General features: G+C 59.3%; 13 protein-coding genes and 1 pseudogene. 5 read left to right on the top strand and 9 right to left on the bottom strand.

Features of this window, described 5'->3' with window-relative positions:
• Positions 1-33 precede the first annotated feature (33 nt).
• Positions 34-261, top strand: coding sequence for a CopG family transcriptional regulator (locus CU102_RS21470; protein WP_208113863.1), 228 nt, complete (start codon positions 34-36; stop codon positions 259-261).
• A pseudogene (locus CU102_RS21465) lies at positions 261-695 on the top strand (TA system VapC family ribonuclease toxin). The gene CU102_RS21470 and the pseudogene CU102_RS21465 overlap by 1 nt, the downstream one beginning before the upstream one ends.
• Positions 696-708: 13 nt before the next feature.
• On the opposite strand, the gene CU102_RS21460 reads toward CU102_RS21465, so the two are convergent.
• The 3 genes from CU102_RS21460 to CU102_RS21450 form a co-directional block, all read right to left on the bottom strand.
• The gene (locus CU102_RS21460) at positions 709-1,470 is read right to left on the bottom strand and encodes an ABC transporter permease (protein WP_106713135.1); all 762 of its coding nucleotides are present in this window, start codon (positions 1,468-1,470) and stop codon (positions 709-711) included.
• Positions 1,467-2,393 (bottom strand): ABC transporter ATP-binding protein, encoded by a 927-nt coding sequence (locus CU102_RS21455; protein ID WP_106713134.1) that lies wholly within the window; start codon positions 2,391-2,393, stop codon positions 1,467-1,469. Before CU102_RS21455 ends, CU102_RS21460 begins: the two co-directional genes overlap by 4 nt.
• Positions 2,394-2,593: 200 nt before the next feature.
• Positions 2,594-3,814 (bottom strand): MFS transporter, encoded by a 1,221-nt coding sequence (locus tag CU102_RS21450; RefSeq protein ID WP_106713133.1) that lies wholly within the window; start codon positions 3,812-3,814, stop codon positions 2,594-2,596.
• 126 nt (positions 3,815-3,940) lie between these two features.
• On the opposite strand from CU102_RS21450, the gene CU102_RS21445 reads away from it, so the two are divergent.
• Complete coding sequence (locus CU102_RS21445; RefSeq protein WP_106713132.1) at positions 3,941-4,768, top strand: AraC family transcriptional regulator; 828 nt, start codon at positions 3,941-3,943, stop codon at positions 4,766-4,768.
• Here CU102_RS21445 and metH read toward each other — a convergent pair.
• Complete coding sequence (gene metH, locus CU102_RS21440) at positions 4,753-8,541, bottom strand: methionine synthase (protein ID WP_106713177.1); 3,789 nt, start codon at positions 8,539-8,541, stop codon at positions 4,753-4,755. The two genes, CU102_RS21445 and metH, sit on opposite strands and share 16 nt — an antisense overlap.
• A gap of 192 nt (positions 8,542-8,733) precedes the next feature.
• Here metH and parS point away from each other — a divergent pair, with 192 nt between their 5' ends.
• On the top strand, positions 8,734-9,171 hold the full coding sequence (gene parS, locus CU102_RS21435; RefSeq protein WP_106713131.1) for a type II RES/Xre toxin-antitoxin system antitoxin: 438 nt from the start codon (positions 8,734-8,736) through the stop codon (positions 9,169-9,171).
• Positions 9,153-9,632: an RES family NAD+ phosphorylase gene (locus tag CU102_RS21430; protein ID WP_245425462.1), complete on the top strand. Its 480-nt coding sequence runs from the start codon at positions 9,153-9,155 to the stop codon at positions 9,630-9,632. The genes parS and CU102_RS21430 overlap by 19 nt, the downstream gene beginning before the upstream one ends.
• Positions 9,633-9,708: 76 nt before the next feature.
• Here CU102_RS21430 and CU102_RS21425 read toward each other — a convergent pair whose 3' ends face one another.
• The 5 genes from CU102_RS21425 to CU102_RS21405 all read right to left on the bottom strand — a co-directional run bounded on the left by CU102_RS21425 (position 9,709) and on the right by CU102_RS21405 (position 15,569).
• Complete coding sequence (locus tag CU102_RS21425; protein WP_106713130.1) at positions 9,709-10,653, bottom strand: substrate-binding domain-containing protein; 945 nt, start codon at positions 10,651-10,653, stop codon at positions 9,709-9,711.
• A 115-nt stretch (positions 10,654-10,768) separates the two neighbouring features.
• Positions 10,769-11,782, bottom strand: a complete 1,014-nt coding sequence (locus tag CU102_RS21420; RefSeq protein ID WP_106713129.1) for an ABC transporter permease — start codon at positions 11,780-11,782, stop codon at positions 10,769-10,771.
• On the bottom strand, positions 11,779-13,329 hold the full coding sequence (locus CU102_RS21415; RefSeq protein WP_106713128.1) for a sugar ABC transporter ATP-binding protein: 1,551 nt from the start codon (positions 13,327-13,329) through the stop codon (positions 11,779-11,781). Before CU102_RS21415 ends, CU102_RS21420 begins: the two co-directional genes overlap by 4 nt.
• Positions 13,329-14,501 (bottom strand): Gfo/Idh/MocA family protein, encoded by a 1,173-nt coding sequence (locus CU102_RS21410; RefSeq protein WP_106713127.1) that lies wholly within the window; start codon positions 14,499-14,501, stop codon positions 13,329-13,331. Before CU102_RS21410 ends, CU102_RS21415 begins: the two co-directional genes overlap by 1 nt.
• Before the next feature lie 12 nt (positions 14,502-14,513).
• A complete protein-coding gene (locus CU102_RS21405) occupies positions 14,514-15,569 on the bottom strand; it encodes a sugar phosphate isomerase/epimerase family protein (protein WP_106713126.1) in 1,056 nt (351 codons plus the stop codon).
• Positions 15,570-15,580: the final 11 nt, after the last annotated feature.

The raw sequence follows: 15,580 nt of genomic DNA, 5'->3' as shown, positions 1-15,580 counted from the left end.
AGATGTTTGATGCGTGATGTTGCGGAGATGGAAATGCGAACGACTTTGGCTATTGATGACGACGTGCTTGCTGCGGCGAAAGGACTGGCCGAACATCAGAACAAGACGATCGGCGAGGTTGTATCAATGCTTGCCCGTAAATCCCTGCAGGCGCCAGCGACCACCACAAGCGAGCGAAACGGAGTGCCGCTTCTTACTGTAAAGGACGGAACTCCAGTGACGATGGAGTTTGTCAATCAGTTGCGTGATGAATTGCCCTGATGACGTTTTTGCTCGACGTCAATGTCCTGATTGCGCTGTTTGATCCAGCACATATTCATCACGATTCCGCGCACAATTGGTTTGCTGAAGTTGGTCAATCCGCATGGGCCACCTGTCCCCTCACGGAGAATGGTGTCGTCCGCATTGTTGGCGATCCGAGCTACCGGAATTCGCCCGGTACTCCAGCAGCAATCGCGTCGTTGTTGGCAGGATTGACGTCCAGGCCCGGCCATGCGTTCTGGCCGGACAGTATTAGCTTGATGAGTCAAACCTGATTGACCAGTCGCGGCTGCTGAATATCAAGTCAGGTTACGGACACCTATCTCCTTGCCCTCGCCCGCGCAAACAACGGCCAGCTTGCCACGTTCAATCGCCGGCTCGTGACAGACGCAGTGCATGAGGGCAACAAGAGTCTGCATGTCATCGAGCGGTGATGATATGCGGTGGTTAACTCTTCAGCCGGTATCCCGTCCTGAAGATCCAGCGCAGGATGAGCATGCAGGCAATCAGGAACACTGCCGTCATCGCGAGGCTGGTGCCGATATGCACATCCGACAGGCCAAAGAAGCTCCAGCGGAAACCGCTGATCAAGTACACCACCGGGTTGAACAGCGTAACGGTCTGCCAGAAGGGCGGCAGCATGTCGACGGAATAGAAACTGCCGCCGAGGAAGGTGAGCGGCGTGATGATCATCAGCGGTACGAGCTGCAGCTTTTCAAAGCCATCGGCCCAGATGCCGATAATGAAGCCGAACATGCTGAAGGTAACAGCCGTGAGCACCAGGAAGAGCAGCATGACGAAGGGATGTTCGATCCGCAGCGGCACGAACAGTGAAGCCGTGGCGAGTATGATGACGCCGAGGATGATCGACTTCGTCGCGGCAGCGCCGACATAGGCGATGACGATCTCGACATAGGAAACCGGCGCCGAAAGAAGCTCGTAGATCGTGCCGACGAACTTCGGGAAATAGATACCGAAGGATGCGTTGGAGATACTTTGTGTCAACAGAGACAACATGATCAGGCCGGGCACGATGAATGCGCCGTAGCTGACGCCGCTGATCTCCGGAATGCGCCCGCCGATCGCCGAACCGAAAACAACAAAATAGAGACTGGTGGACACCACTGGCGAGATGACGCTCTGCATGATCGTCCGCCAGGTGCGGTGCATCTCGAACAGGTAGATTGCCTTGATTGCGTAGATGTTCATTTGCGCTCCCTCACCAGATTGACGAAGATTTCTTCAAGCGAACTTTCCTTGGTCTGGATATCGTTGAAGCGCACCTCGGCCTTGCTCAGATCCTGCAGCAGTGCGGTGATGCCCGTGCGGTCTTTCTGCGTATCGTACGTATAGATCAGCTCGCAGCCATCCGGGGACAGTTCGAGGCCGTATTTTTCGAGAGCCTCCGGCACGCTTTCGCGCTTCCCCTGCAACTGCAGCCGGAGCTGTTTCTTGCCGAGCGAACGCATCAACTCGTCCTTTTCCTCGACGAGAATGATCTCGCCATGGCTGATGACACCGATACGGTCGGCCATCTGCTGGGCTTCCTCGATATAATGCGTCGTCAGGATGATCGTCACGCCGGATTCGCGTAACGCGCGGACAACACCCCACATGTCGCGCCGAAGTTCCACATCGACGCCGGCCGTGGGCTCGTCCAGGAAGAGGATTTCCGGTTCGTGCGATAGCGCCTTGGCAATCATGACCCGGCGTTTCATGCCGCCGGAGAGTGTCATGAGCTTAGAATCCTTCTTGTCCCACAGCGACAGTTCTTTCAGAATCTTTTCGATATGGGCGGGGTTGGCCGGCTTGCCGAAGAGACCCCGGCTGAAGCTGACCGTATTCCAGACGGTCTCGAACGCATCGGTCGTCAGTTCCTGCGGGACGAGACCGATCTTCGAGCGCGCTGCACGGTATTCCTTGATGATATCGTGGCCATCAGCAAGGATCGTCCCCGACGTCGGACTGACGATGCCGCATATCGCCGAGATCAACGTTGTCTTTCCCGCCCCGTTTGGCCCGAGGAGGGCGAATATCTCGCCATGGCGAATGTCGAGGTTGATGTTCTTCAGCGCTTCGAAACCGGTTGAATAGGTCTTGTAAAGGCTGGAGACGGAGATGGCTGAGGACATGAAGGTACCCGGAAGGATTTTCGGTCGAGACGTGTGTGGCAACACGCACCGCGCAGGATCGCAGGAATGGCGTACCTTATATGGGCACGTTTGAGAAATTTCAAACCACCATCCTGACAATTGGCATCAGCAGCCGGATTGAAGCCCTGAAAAGCCAAGGGCCCGGATGTTTCCGGGCCCCTGGATGCGATTTGGTCGTTCTAGATTGCGACGGATTCGCCGCGCACTTCCCGCATGCTCGGCAGAAAGATCGTCAACAGGCCAAGGAACGGCAGGTACGAACAGACTGCGTAGACGTAGTCGATGCCCTTGATGTCGGCGACGAAACCAAGCACCGCGGCAGCGATGCCGGCCATGCCGAAGGCGAAGCCGAAGAAGATCCCGGCAATCATGCCAACCCGGCCCGGTACCAGCTCCTGCGCAAAGACCACAATTGCCGGAAAGGCCGATGAAAGAATGAAGCCGATGAACACCGTGAGGACGCCGGTCCAGAACAGGTTTGCATAGGGCATCATCAGTGTGAACGGCAGGACACCGAGGATCGAGAACCAGATGACGGCCTTGGTGCCGATCTTGTCGCCGATCGGTCCGCCGAGAACAGTGCCGACAGCAGCCGCGCCCAGGAACAGGAACAGCATCATCTGCGACTGCTGCACCGTTATGCCGAATTTGTGGATGACATAGAACGTGTAATAGCTCGAGATGCTGGCGAGATAGATGTTCTTGGTGAAGACGAGCAGCGTCAGAATGATGAGCGATGCCACCACCTTCTTGCGCGGCAGCCTCAAGACCTTGCTGGCGGGGGGTCGGTTGGCATTGGCAGCACGGTAGCGCTGATACCAACTGCCGACCTGATAGAGAATGATCATGCCCAAGAGTGCCGCGACCGAGAACCAGGCTATGCTTTGCTGGCCACGAGGCAGCACGATAAAGGCTGCGAGCAACGGGCCGCTTGCGGTACCGAAATTGCCGCCAACCTGGAAGAAGGACTGCGCCAGACCGTGACGGCCGCCGGATGCGAGACGAGCGACGCGCGAGGATTCCGGGTGGAAGATCGACGAGCCGATGCCGATGAAGGCGGCGCCGGCGAGCAGCATCACGTAATGGGTTGCGATGGACAGAAGACCAAGACCGACCAGCGAGAATGCCATGCCGACGGGCAGCGAATAGGGCATCGGCCGCTTGTCGGTGTAGGTGCCGACGACCGGCTGCAACAGGGACGCAGTGACCTGAAAGGTCAGTGTCAGGAATCCGATCTGCTTGAAGTCGAGGCCATAATTCTGTTTGAGCATGGGATAGATCGCAGCAAGCAGCGACTGCATCATGTCATTGAGAAAATGGCAGAAACTGACAGCGAAAATGATCGCAAAAACTGTGCTTTCAGCGGAGCCCCGCTGGGCTGGCATGGCGGTATCGGTCATGTGGCGTTTCCATTGAGCAAGAGAGTGTTGGTGCTGACACACGTCACCCTTTCCAACCACTGATATACTTGTTGCGCACAACCTGCTTTCGTGGTTTGGTCCACTTCTTTCGTGAGTGGGCCAAACATGCGCTATCGGATATTCGCGGCGCATCATGCCGCGGGCCTGGAACTGGAAAAGCAGCTTCGGATGCGGCTCGACTGGCTCGAGCAGGCGGAGGGCGACGTTGTTGCGCTCGCGAGCTCGTACCCATCCGGATTTCACATTCCCGATCACCATCACATCCAGTCGCAATTGCTGCATGCCATAACCGGTGTCGCCATGGTCACGACGAAGTTCGGGCGCTGGATGGTACCGCCGCACCATGCGCTGTGGCTGCCGGCAGGCATCGAGCACGCGGTCGATATGCTCGGCGAAGTTGCGATGCACTCGATCTATGTCCGCCCAAACGCAGTCGAGGGTCTGAAGAGCCATCTGCATGTGGTAGGGTTGACGCCGCTCATGGACAATCTCATCCGCGAAGCGGTAGCAGCGCCCCCGGATACGCAGGCCGATCCGCGCACGACACTCGTCATGGGCCTGCTGCTGCATGAAATTCCGAGCTTGCAGGAGCGGCCACTGGGTCTGCCCTTTCCGGAAGACCGGCGCCTGGCAGCGCTGTGCCGCCGCTTCCTGGACGATCCCTCGCCCCATGCCAATATTGATGATTGGGCCGACAGGCTCGGGATGAGCCGGCGGACGTTCACCCGCATGTTCCGCCGCGAAACGGGCTTAAGCCTCTCGACATGGCGGCAGCAGGCCTGCCTGCTGTCAGCCCTGCCGCGACTGACGGAGGGCGAACCGGTGACGAGTGTCGCGCTCGACCTCGGTTACAACAGCGTGCCGGCGTTCACCACCATGTTCAAGCGCATGCTTGGTGCGCCGCCGCGCCATTATCTTCACTCGGCGGCCTGAACTCTTGGCGCCGGCACATAGTTGAGGATCGGGCCAAGCCAGCGTTCGACGTCAGCAACGGGCATGGACTTGCGCGCCGCATAGTCTTCCACCTGATCGCGCTCGACCTTGGCGACGCCGAAATAATAGCTGTCAGGATGGGCGATATAGATGCCCGACACCGAAGAGCCCGGCCACATGGCAAAGCTCTCGGTCAATCGCACATCGATCTTCGCTTCCGCATCGAGCAGACGGAACAGCGTTTCCTTTTCCGTGTGATCGGGCTGGGCCGGATAACCCGGCGCCGGGCGGATGCCGCGATAGGCCTCGCCGATCAAATCATCGGACGCGAGGTTTTCCTCCGGCGCATAGCCCCAGAACTCCTTGCGCACACGTTGGTGCATGAGTTCGGCGAAGGCTTCGGCAAACCGGTCGGCGAGCGCCTTGACCAGGATGGAGGAGTAATCGTCATTCGCGCGCTCGAAGCGTTCGGCGATGGCAACCTCCTCGATTCCGGCGGTGACGACGAAGCCACCAACATAATCCTCTTTCCCGCTGTCGACGGGCGCAACGAAATCCGACAATGCCACATTCGGCCGGCCATCGCGCTTCGACAATTGTTGGCGCAGGGTGAAGAAGGTGGCGAGCTCTTGCCCACGGGCCTCATCGGTGAACAGGCGAATATCGTCACCGACCGCCCCGGCTGGCCACAGGCCGATAACCGCCTTCGGATTGAACCATTTCTCGGCAATAATCTTCTTCAGCATCGCCTGCGCATCATCGAACAGCTGGCGTGCCGCGGGCCCCTGCTTCTCGTCTTCGAGGATGGCGGGGTATCGGCCCTTCAGTTCCCAGGTCTGGAAGAAGGGCGTCCAGTCGATATAGCGGGCGATCTCGGCCAGATCGTAGTTCTCGAACACGCGCGTCCCGAGGAAGCTCGGCTTGGGCGGCGTATAGGAAACCCAGTCGACCATTTGCGCATTGGCGCGCGCCTTGGCGAGACTCAAGCGCTGCTTGTCCGCCTCGTTGCGAGCATGTGCCTCGGCAACCTTGGTGTATTCTGCGCGAACACCATCGACATATCCGGGCTTGGCCTCCAGCGACAGGAGATTGGAAACGACACCGACGGCACGGCTGGCATCGGTGACGTAGACCGTCTGGCCCTTGTGATAACGCGGGTTAATCTTGACTGCCGTATGCACGCGGCTGGTGGTCGCGCCGCCGATCAACAGTGGAATATCGAAGCCTTCCCGCTCCATCTCCGCTGCGACATGCACCATCTCGTCGAGCGATGGGGTGATGAGGCCCGAGAGGCCGATAATGTCGACTTTCTCATCGCGGGCAGTCTGCAGGATCTTTGCCGAGGGCACCATGACGCCGAGATCGATGATCTCGTAATTGTTGCAGGCGAGCACGACACCGACAATGTTCTTGCCGATATCATGGACGTCGCCCTTGACCGTTGCCATCAGCACCTTGCCGGCGCTTTCGCGCTGGCCGGAACCGCCATTGGCAAGTTTCTCCGCCTCCATGTAGGGCAGCAGGACGGCCACGGCCTGCTTCATCACGCGGGCAGATTTCACCACCTGCGGCAGGAACATCTTGCCAGCACCGAAGAGATCTCCGACCACGTTCATGCCGGCCATCAGAGGGCCTTCGATCACATGCAGCGGCCTTTCGGCCTCAAGTCGGGCTTCTTCCGTGTCAGCTTCGATGAACTCGGTGATGCCATTGACCAGCGCATGCTCGATGCGCTTCTCGACGCTCCATTCGCGCCAGGCGAGATCGCGTTCGCGCGCCTCCTTGCCGGCTGCGCCCTTGTAACGTTCGGCAAGATCGAGCAGGCGTTCGGTGGCGTCATCGCGGCGGTTGAGAACCACATCCTCGCAGGCTTCACGCAGTTCGGGGTCGATCGATTCATAGACCGCGAGCTGGCCGGCATTGACGATGCCCATGTCCATGCCGACCTGGATGGCATGGTAGAGGAACACGGCGTGCATCGCCTCGCGCACCGGCTCATTGCCGCGGAACGAGAACGACAGGTTGGATATGCCGCCGGAGATATGCACATGCGGCAAGGTTTCTGTGATCTGCCTGGTCGCTTCGATGAAGGCGACGCCGTAGCCATTATGCTCTTCGATGCCGGTGGCGACCGCAAAGACGTTGGGGTCGAAGACAATATCCTCCGGCGGAAAACCGGCTTCCCTGGTCAAGAGCTCATAGGCACGCGTTGAGATCGCGACCTTGCGTTCAAGCGTGTCGGCCTGCCCTTGCGTATCGAAGGCCATGACAACGACGGCTGCACCATAGGCGCGGACCCGTTTCGCGTGGTCGATGAAGGCCTGTTCGCCCTCCTTCATCGAGATGGAATTGACGAGCGGCTTGCCCTGCACGCATTTCAGCCCGGCTTCGATGACATCCCATTTGGACGAATCGATCATCACCGGTACGCGGGCGATATCGGGTTCAGCGGCGATGAGGTTGAGAAACTCGACCATGGCCTTCTCGCTGTCGATCAGGCCTTCATCCATGTTGATGTCGATGATCTGTGCGCCATTGGCAACCTGATCGCGCGCCACGTCGAGCGCCGTTGCGAAATCGCCGGAGGTGATGAGTTTACGGAACTTGGCCGAGCCGGTGATATTGGTGCGTTCGCCGACATTGACGAAAGCTATGTCCTTGGTGAGCGTGAAGGGCTCGAGACCCGACAGGCGCATATGGATCTCGGTCTCGGGGATTTCGCGTGGGCCGTATTTGCCGACGGCTTCGGCAATCGCCTTGATGTGTTCGGGGGTCGAGCCGCAGCAGCCGCCGACGATGTTGAGCAGGCCTTCCCTGGCGAACTCTTCGAGCTGCGCCGCCATGGCCTCCGGGCTCTCGTCATATTGGCCGAATTCGTTGGGCAGGCCGGCATTGGGATAGGCGCAGACGAAGGCGTCGGCGACGCTGGCGATCTCCGCCAGATGGTCGCGCATGGCATTGGCGCCGAGCGCGCAATTGAGGCCGATCGTGAACGGTTTCGCGTGGCGGACCGAGTACCAGAATGCCGTCGGGGTCTGGCCGGAAAGGGTGCGGCCGGAGCGATCGGTGATCGTGCCGGAAATCATGATCGGCAGCGTGATACCCTTCTCCTCGAACACTTCCTGTGTCGCGAAGATCGCTGCCTTGGCATTCAACGTGTCGAAGATCGTCTCGATGAGGATGATGTCGGCGCCGCCATCGATGAGGCCGCGCACCTGCTCGGCATAGGCGATGCGCAGATCATCGAAGGTTACGGCGCGGTAGCCGGGATTGTTGACGTCCGGTGAAATCGATGCGGTGCGATTGGTCGGGCCGAGGGCTCCGGCGACAAAGCGGCGCTTGCCATCCTTCTGTTCCGCCTTGATCGCTGCACGGCGGGCGAGGCGTGCGCCGTCGCGGTTCAACTCATAGACCACCTCCTCCATGCTGTAGTCAGCCTGGGCGATGGTTGTGGAAGAAAAGGTGTTTGTCTCGAGGATATCAGCACCCGCCATGGCATAGGCATAGTGGATGTCTTCGATTGCTTGCGGCTGCGTCAGGATCAGGAGGTCATTGTTTCCCTGCAGATGACAGGAGCAATCAGCGAAACGGTCGCCACGGAAACTCTCTTCATTGAGATTGAGGCCCTGGATCTGCGTGCCCATGGCGCCATCAAGGATGAGGATCCGTTCCCTGGCTGCTTTGGTCAGAGCGGCAAAGACCTCTGAGCCATCCCTTGGAGACCCCATGGGCCCGAACAGATTTTCGCCCAGACTATCAACTGCAATATTCATAACAAAGCATGCCTCGTGATCCATCATTGGATGAGGATCGCAAAGTCACATAAAGATATGTATATGTCAACAAATCAATTCTATTGGCGGCAGGAAATGTCGCAGCTTTGATATCGCCAATCGAAGGAGACTTGAGCTTGTAAAGCGGCAATATGCCGCCTATATTAGTGCAAGTTGCCGGAGAGCTGGAACATGTCAAAAGTTATCGTTGAAGAAGTCGCACGGAAGCTTGGTGGCGTGCCGGTACTCGGATCGGAAGTTCGTTCCCAGGCCGATCTTGCAACGGCTGTCCGCAACCGATTGCCGCTGAGCGCTCTCAAGGGCCTCACGCTTGCCGGACTGAGCAACCAGGAAATCGAGCAGTTTGTCATTCCGCAGCGGACCCGGCGGCATCGTGCTGACAAGAAGCAGCCGCTGACAGTGGATGAGTCCGACAGAGCGGTAAGACTGATGCGTATCCAGACATTGGCCGAAGAAACATTTGGCGATAACGAAAAAGCCAATCGCTGGCTGAGACGGACACTGACCGAACTTGGCGGTGAAACACCGCTGGTCGTGGCGCAGACGGAAGCCGGCGCGCGCGTCATTGAAACGATTCTCGGCAAGATCGCATGGGGCGCCGCCGCCTGATGCGGCTTTGGCGTCTGTCCGGCCGGCAATATGCTGAAACGTTCGACGGAGGGTACGGCCTGCTCTTCAATGGCCGCTGGAACACTGTTGGCCATGCCATCACCTATTGCGCCACATCACCGGCACTGTGCGTGCTGGAAAAACTGGTGCACGTCGAAGATCCGACGCTGTTGCCGGAGCTCGTCATGGTGACCTACGATGTTCCAGACGACCTGGCGATTGAAACGATTGCTGTCGGGGAATTGCCATCTGACTGGCGGCGCCAGGAAGGGCTGACGCAGCGTATGGGAGATAACTGGCACAAGGCGAGGTCCGTATCGTTGTTGACGGTGCCGTCGGCAATCGTTCCCATTGCGGAATCACCGGATGTCAATGTGCTGATCAATCATGCGCATCCAGCGGCCGTGAATATCAAGATCGCCGCACTGGAACCGTTTTCACTCGATCCACGACTGCTCTAGCTCAATCGACCGGCGATTTGACGACAAAAGAAAAGGCCCTTGCGGGCCTCTTCCAATTCTCTGTTGGTCTCTAACCTCAGAACGGGGAATCCGGGAAGTAGAATTCCTTGGCATTGTCCTTGGTGACGAGGGTTGCATCGAGGATGTACTTGCCGCGCACCGGCACCTGATCGTAGAAATTGGCGACGGTGAGTTCCATGGCCGTTGCCACCATTGACGGCGGATAGAGCACATTGATCGGGGTCAGCTGGTCGCCATCGGCAACGCGCTTGATCATGTCCTTCATACCGGCACCGCCAATGACCAGCTTGATGTCGGTGCGCTTGGCCTGGTCGATGGCTTCGAGCACGCCGACAGCCATGTCGTCGTCCTGGCACCATACGGCATCAATCTTCGGGAACTTCGTCAGGTAATCCTGCATGATCTTGAAGGCATCGTCGCGGGACCAGTTGCCGAACTGCTTATCGAGAACCTTGATGCCACTGCCTGCGATCGCATCGTCGAAGCCCTTCTGGCGCTCTTCGTCGATGACGATCGGCAGACCGCGGATAACGACGACGTCACCGGTCTTCATTGTGTTTTTCAGATACTCGCCTGCGACGCGCCCAAGTTCCGGATTGTTGCCGGCGACATAAAGATCCTGAATGCTCGGATCGGACAGGGCGCGGTCAACCACGGTGACGAAGATGCCCTTTTCCTTGACGGCGCGGATCGGATCGGTCAACTCGTCGGAGTTGTGCGGCAGGGTCACGAGGGCATCGATACCCTGCGTGGTCAAGTCTTCCAGCGCATTGGCCTGCGAGGCGCCGTCCGGCGACGTCTTGATGGTGATCTTCAGGCCAGGATGAGCAGCTTCGAGCAGCTTGGCTGCCCGCTCGGCATGATAGACGACGCCGCCGGTCCAGCCGTGGTCGGCCGCCGGAATGGACACGGCAATATTGACCTCCTTGTCCTGGGCGTAGGCGAAGGTCAGCGTCGAAGCGAGGACCGCCCCGGCCAGACCGATCAAGAGTTTACGCATTTGTCTTCTCCCAATATTTTCGTTCGGGCCCTGATTGCGGCTCGGTGGGTGGCCCCGTTCCCCCGTCCGGTTTTGAAAGGGCGGCATCGCCGCACCTGAGTATCGCTGTCCGACATCACGCCTTCTTCTTCTGCAGAGTGCGCTGCACCAGCATGGCGATGATGATGATCGTGCCCTGCACGGCCCCGATCAGGTATTCGCTGACGATGTTGGAGAGCACCATGATGTTGCCGACGATCTCGAGCATGAAGGCACCGCAGATCGTCCCCCAGATGCGGCCGACACCGCCACGCAGAGCCGTCCCGCCGATGACCACGGCGGTGATCGCCTGCAGTTCCCACAGCATGCCGGTGGTGGTCGTTGCCGCGCCAAGGCGCGGGACATAGACCACCACGGCAATCGCTACGCAAATGCCCTGGAGGATATAGGTCATGGCGCGCACGCGGTTGACGTGAATACCCGAATAGCGCGCGACATCCTCGTTGGAACCGACGGCAATCACGTGCCGTCCAAACGACGTCTTGTAGAGGATGAACGCGCCAAGAAGGCCAACCGCGATGATGAGCCACACCGGAAAAGGCAGGCCAAGGAAGACGCCGGTGTAGACCGGACGGAACATGTTGCGCATGGCGATCGATTTCATGGCGATCGAGCCGCCATCGGCTAGCCATACCGTGACCGAACGGAAGATCGCCATGGTGCCAAGCGTGACGATGAACGGTTCTATCTTGCCGATGGTGATGATCGTGCCGTTCAGCAGCCCGGCAAGAGCGCCGACGCCAAGGGCGACGACGACGCCCGCTGCCAGCATTGCCGTGTCGCCGTCGATTGCACCCGAGTTGAGGAACAGGATCATGATGCCGGCGACAAGCGCTGCCATCGACCCGACAGACAGATCAAGCCCGCCGGCGGAAATGACGAATGTCGCTCCGACCGCAATGATGGCGATGAATGAAGAACGAGTGAGGACGTTGAGCAGATTGTCGACCGACAGGAAGTTGGGGTTGACCAGTGCACCGAGAAGGAACAGCGCTGCGAGCGCCAGGAACGGCGCAACCGCCGTCTTGTCGAGATCCGCGAACTTGCGGCCAAAACCGCGCGTGTCGGCAATTGTTTTCGTATCGCTCATGCGTTCCCCGCACTGTAAAGTTCTGCTTCGTTGACTTTGACGCCGGTGGCGTAGACGACGATTTCGTCCTCGGTCATCGCCTCGCCCATCACTTCGCCGACGATGCGCGACGAGCGCATGACAAGGATGCGATGGCAGATGCCGATGAGTTCCTGCATTTCGGAGGAAATGACGACCACCGACTTGCCCGCCTTGGCGAGGCTGGCGATGAATTTGTAGATCTGTTCCTTGGTCCCGATATCGATGCCGCGTGTCGGTTCGTCGATGATGACGATGCTCGGCTCAAGAAGCATCATCTTGGCAAGGAGCAGTTTCTGCTGGTTGCCGCCGGAAAGCTGCCCGGCCAGAAGATCGCGGCGTCGGGCGCGGATATCGAAATCGCTAATGGCCTTGTCGAGGCTCTTGTCCTCGCGCTTGCGCTCGATCAGCGGGCCCTTTGTGAACTTGCCGAGTGTTGCCAGCGTCAGGTTGGTGCGCAGGTCCTGCGCCAGCAGCAACCCCTTTCCCTTGCGGTCCTCGCTCAGGTAGACAATGCCTGCCGCCATGCTGTCGCGCACACCATGGAACTTGACCGGCGCGCCATTGAGCTTGATGTCGCCGTGACCGGTACGGAGGCCGACGAGCCCTTCAAAGAGTTCGGTACGCCCCGCGCCGATGAGGCCGGCAAAGCCGAGGATCTCACCCTTGCGCAACGAGAACGAGGCATCTCGCGCATAACCTGGAACATCGAAATTCTTGACCTCCAATACGGTCTGGCGGCTCGTGGTATCCTCGCGCTCGGGGTAGAGCTTGGACATGTCGCGGCCGACCATCAGCCTTGCCATGTCGACGGGCTGAAGCTCCGAGGCATTGCGGGTCGCGATGAGCTTGCCGTCGCGCAACACGGTGATGCGGTCGGCAATCGCCCCGACTTCCGGCAGGCGGTGCGAGATGTAGAGAACGGCGACGCCCTTGTCGCGCAGGTCGCGGATCACCTTGAGCAAGGCTTCGGTTTCGAAGGGTGTCAGCGAGGCGGTAGGTTCGTCGAAGATCACGACGCGGTGCGGCACCTGCAGGGCACGCGCGATCTGCACGAGTTGGCGGCGTGCTATGGAAAGACGCGAGATCTGGGTTGTCGGATCGATATCAGCGCCAAGGCTATGTACAGCTTCCGCGGACTGTCGGTTCATCTCGCGGTCATTGACCATGAGGCCACGTTTCAGTTCGCGGCCCATGAAGATGTTCTGCGCAACGGTCAGGTCCGGAGCCAGCAATATCTCCTGGTGGACCAGCACCAGACCACGATGCTCCGCATCGACGGGCCCGGCGAAGTGTACCGGTTCGCCATCAATGGCAACTGTACCGCGCGTCGGCTGGAGGTGTCCGCTCATGAGTTTCATCAGTGTCGACTTACCAGCGCCATTTTCGCCGATGATCGCATGCACCTCGCCAGGCATGACCGTGAGGCTGATGTCGGTCAGCACTTCGACCGGTCCGAACGCCTTGGCGATGCCCCGTGCTTCGAGCACTGGCATCGTAGCGGCGATTGTTGGTTCCCTCGTTTCCATCACACCTTCGTCCAGACGCCGCCCGCTTTCGATGACTTCACGGCCGCTTCAATGAACTCCATTCCGGCGAGCCCGTCCTCAACGGTCGGGTAGATGACATCCTTCGGCGTTTTCTTTCCGGACCGTGCTGCGATGATGGCCTGTGCTGTTTCTGTGTAGATATTGGCGAACCCTTCGAGATAACCTTCCGGGTGGCCGCCTGGAACACGGGTGACGCGCGCTGCTTCCGATGATGCCCCCGCGCCGCCGCGGGTCAGCAACTGCTTCGGTTTGCCGAACGGAGTGTACCACAGGTAGTTCGGGTCGGCCTGCGTCCACTCCAGTCCGCCCTTGGTTCCGTAGACGCGCAGCTTCAGACCGTTTTCATTGCCAGGGGCGACCTGGCTTGCCCAGATCATGCCCTTGGCGCCGCCATCGAAGCGCATGAGAATCTGCACATCGTCGTCGAGCACGCGACCCTCGCCAAAGCTGGTCAGTTCCGCGCATAGCTGCTTGAGCTTCAACCCCGAGACGAAACAGGCGAGATTATAGGCGTGCGTACCGATATCACCGATCGCACCACCTGCACCGGAACGCTTCGGATCGACGCGCCACTCGGCCTGTTTGGAACCGGTTGCCTCGGTCTTTTCGGTCATCCAGTCTTGCGGATACTCCGCCTGGACCAGTCGCAACGTGCCGAGCATGCCCTTCTCCACCATGGCCTTTGCCTGGCGGATCATCGGATAGCCGGTATAGTTGTGGGTGACGATGAAGAGCTTGCCGGTCTTGTTCACCAGCGAGACCAGTTCCTTCGCCTCCTTGACCGTCGTTGTCAGCGGCTTGTCGCAGATCACGTGAATACCGGCCTTCAAAAACGCCTTGGCTGCTGGTCCGTGCATGTGGTTTGGCGTCACGATCGAGACCACCTCGATGCCGTCGGGGCGCTTGGCTTCGGCCTTGGCCATCTCCTCGAAGGATGTATAGGTTCGGTCATCGGAGATACCGATCTCCTTGGCGGACGCCTTGGCACGTGCCGGATCGGAAGACAGCGCGCCCGCTACGAGCTCATACTGATCGTCCATGCGCAGCGCTATGCGATGCACGGCGCCAATGAAAGCGCCCTGCCCACCGCCCACCATGCCGATACGGATACGGCGCGTTGCGGGTTTTTCCTTGGATGCTCCAATAGCCATTACTCTGTCCTCTTAACTCAAACCAAGAATACGGCGATTGGCCGCATCATCAGTGCCAGCACCGGCAAAATCATCGAAGGCCCGCTCGGTAACGCGGATCAGATGCGCATTGATGAATTCGGCGCCTTCGCGGGCCCCGTCTTCCGGATGCTTGAGGGCGCATTCCCATTCGAGCACGGCCCAGCCGTCGAAGTCATGGGCGGTCAGCTTGGAGAAGACGGCGCCGAAATCCACCTGCCCGTCGCCAAGCGAGCGGAAGCGGCCGGCGCGGTTGACCCAGGACTGATAGCCGCCATAGACGCCCTGCCGTCCGGTCGGATTGAACTCGGCGTCCTTGACGTGGAAGGCCTTGATGCGCTCGTGATAGATGTCGATGTAGTCGAGATAATCGAGCTGCTGCAGCACGAAGTGGGACGGATCATAGAGCAGGTTGGCGCGGGGATGGTTTTTCACGCGCTCCAGGAACATTTCATAGGTGATGCCGTCGTGCAGATCTTCGCCCGGATGGATTTCATAGGCGGCGTCGACGCCCTGCTCATCGAGATAATTCAGAATTGGCGTCCAGCGCTTGGCGAGCTCGTCAAATGCCGCTTCAACCAGACCGGCAGGACGCTGCGGAAAGGGGTAGAGGAACGGCCAGGCTAGTGCGCCAGAGAAGGTCGGCATGGCTTTGAGGCCGAGATGTTTTGAAGCACGGGCGGCCCGCTTGAGTTGATCCACCGCCCATTCCTGGCGGGCTTTGGGGTTGCCATGCACTTCCGGCGCGGCGAAGCCATCCATCAGCTCGTCATAGACCGGATGGACAGCAACAAGCTGGCCCTGCAGGTGTGTTGAGAGTTCGGTGATCGTCAGGCCGTGCGAAGCGGCAACGCCTGCGAGCTCGTCGCAATAGTCTTTTGAATCGGAGGCCTTCTTCAGGTCGATGAGGCGTCCGTCCCAGGCCGGGATCTGGACGCCCTTGTAGCCTAGTCCAGCCGCCCACTCGCAGATTGCGTCGAAGGAATTGAAAGGCGCCGTGTCCCCCGCGAATTGCGCGAGAAAAATGGCTGGTCCCTTGATCGTCTTCATCAGTCTCCTCC

Origin of the sequence: Phyllobacterium brassicacearum (genome assembly GCF_003010955.1) — a bacterium.
In the GTDB taxonomy this organism is placed as follows: domain Bacteria; phylum Pseudomonadota; class Alphaproteobacteria; order Rhizobiales; family Rhizobiaceae; genus Phyllobacterium; species Phyllobacterium brassicacearum.
This window is presented reverse-complemented; position numbering and strand designations above follow the sequence as displayed.

Coding starts and splice junctions, on each gene's coding strand:
- metH (WP_106713177.1), bottom strand. CDS start 8,541: ATGAATATTGCAGTTGATAGTCTGGGCGAAAATCTGTTCGGGCCCATG.
- CU102_RS21405 (WP_106713126.1), bottom strand. CDS start 15,569: ATGAAGACGATCAAGGGACCAGCCATTTTTCTCGCGCAATTCGCGGGG.
- parS (WP_106713131.1), top strand. CDS start 8,734: ATGTCAAAAGTTATCGTTGAAGAAGTCGCACGGAAGCTTGGTGGCGTG.
- CU102_RS21415 (WP_106713128.1), bottom strand. CDS start 13,329: ATGGAAACGAGGGAACCAACAATCGCCGCTACGATGCCAGTGCTCGAA.
- CU102_RS21430 (WP_245425462.1), top strand. CDS start 9,153: ATGGGGCGCCGCCGCCTGATGCGGCTTTGGCGTCTGTCCGGCCGGCAA.
- CU102_RS21460 (WP_106713135.1), bottom strand. CDS start 1,470: ATGAACATCTACGCAATCAAGGCAATCTACCTGTTCGAGATGCACCGC.
- CU102_RS21470 (WP_208113863.1), top strand. CDS start 34: ATGCGAACGACTTTGGCTATTGATGACGACGTGCTTGCTGCGGCGAAA.
- CU102_RS21425 (WP_106713130.1), bottom strand. CDS start 10,653: ATGCGTAAACTCTTGATCGGTCTGGCCGGGGCGGTCCTCGCTTCGACG.
- CU102_RS21445 (WP_106713132.1), top strand. CDS start 3,941: ATGCGCTATCGGATATTCGCGGCGCATCATGCCGCGGGCCTGGAACTG.
- CU102_RS21455 (WP_106713134.1), bottom strand. CDS start 2,393: ATGTCCTCAGCCATCTCCGTCTCCAGCCTTTACAAGACCTATTCAACC.
- CU102_RS21450 (WP_106713133.1), bottom strand. CDS start 3,814: ATGACCGATACCGCCATGCCAGCCCAGCGGGGCTCCGCTGAAAGCACA.
- CU102_RS21420 (WP_106713129.1), bottom strand. CDS start 11,782: ATGAGCGATACGAAAACAATTGCCGACACGCGCGGTTTTGGCCGCAAG.
- CU102_RS21410 (WP_106713127.1), bottom strand. CDS start 14,501: ATGGCTATTGGAGCATCCAAGGAAAAACCCGCAACGCGCCGTATCCGT.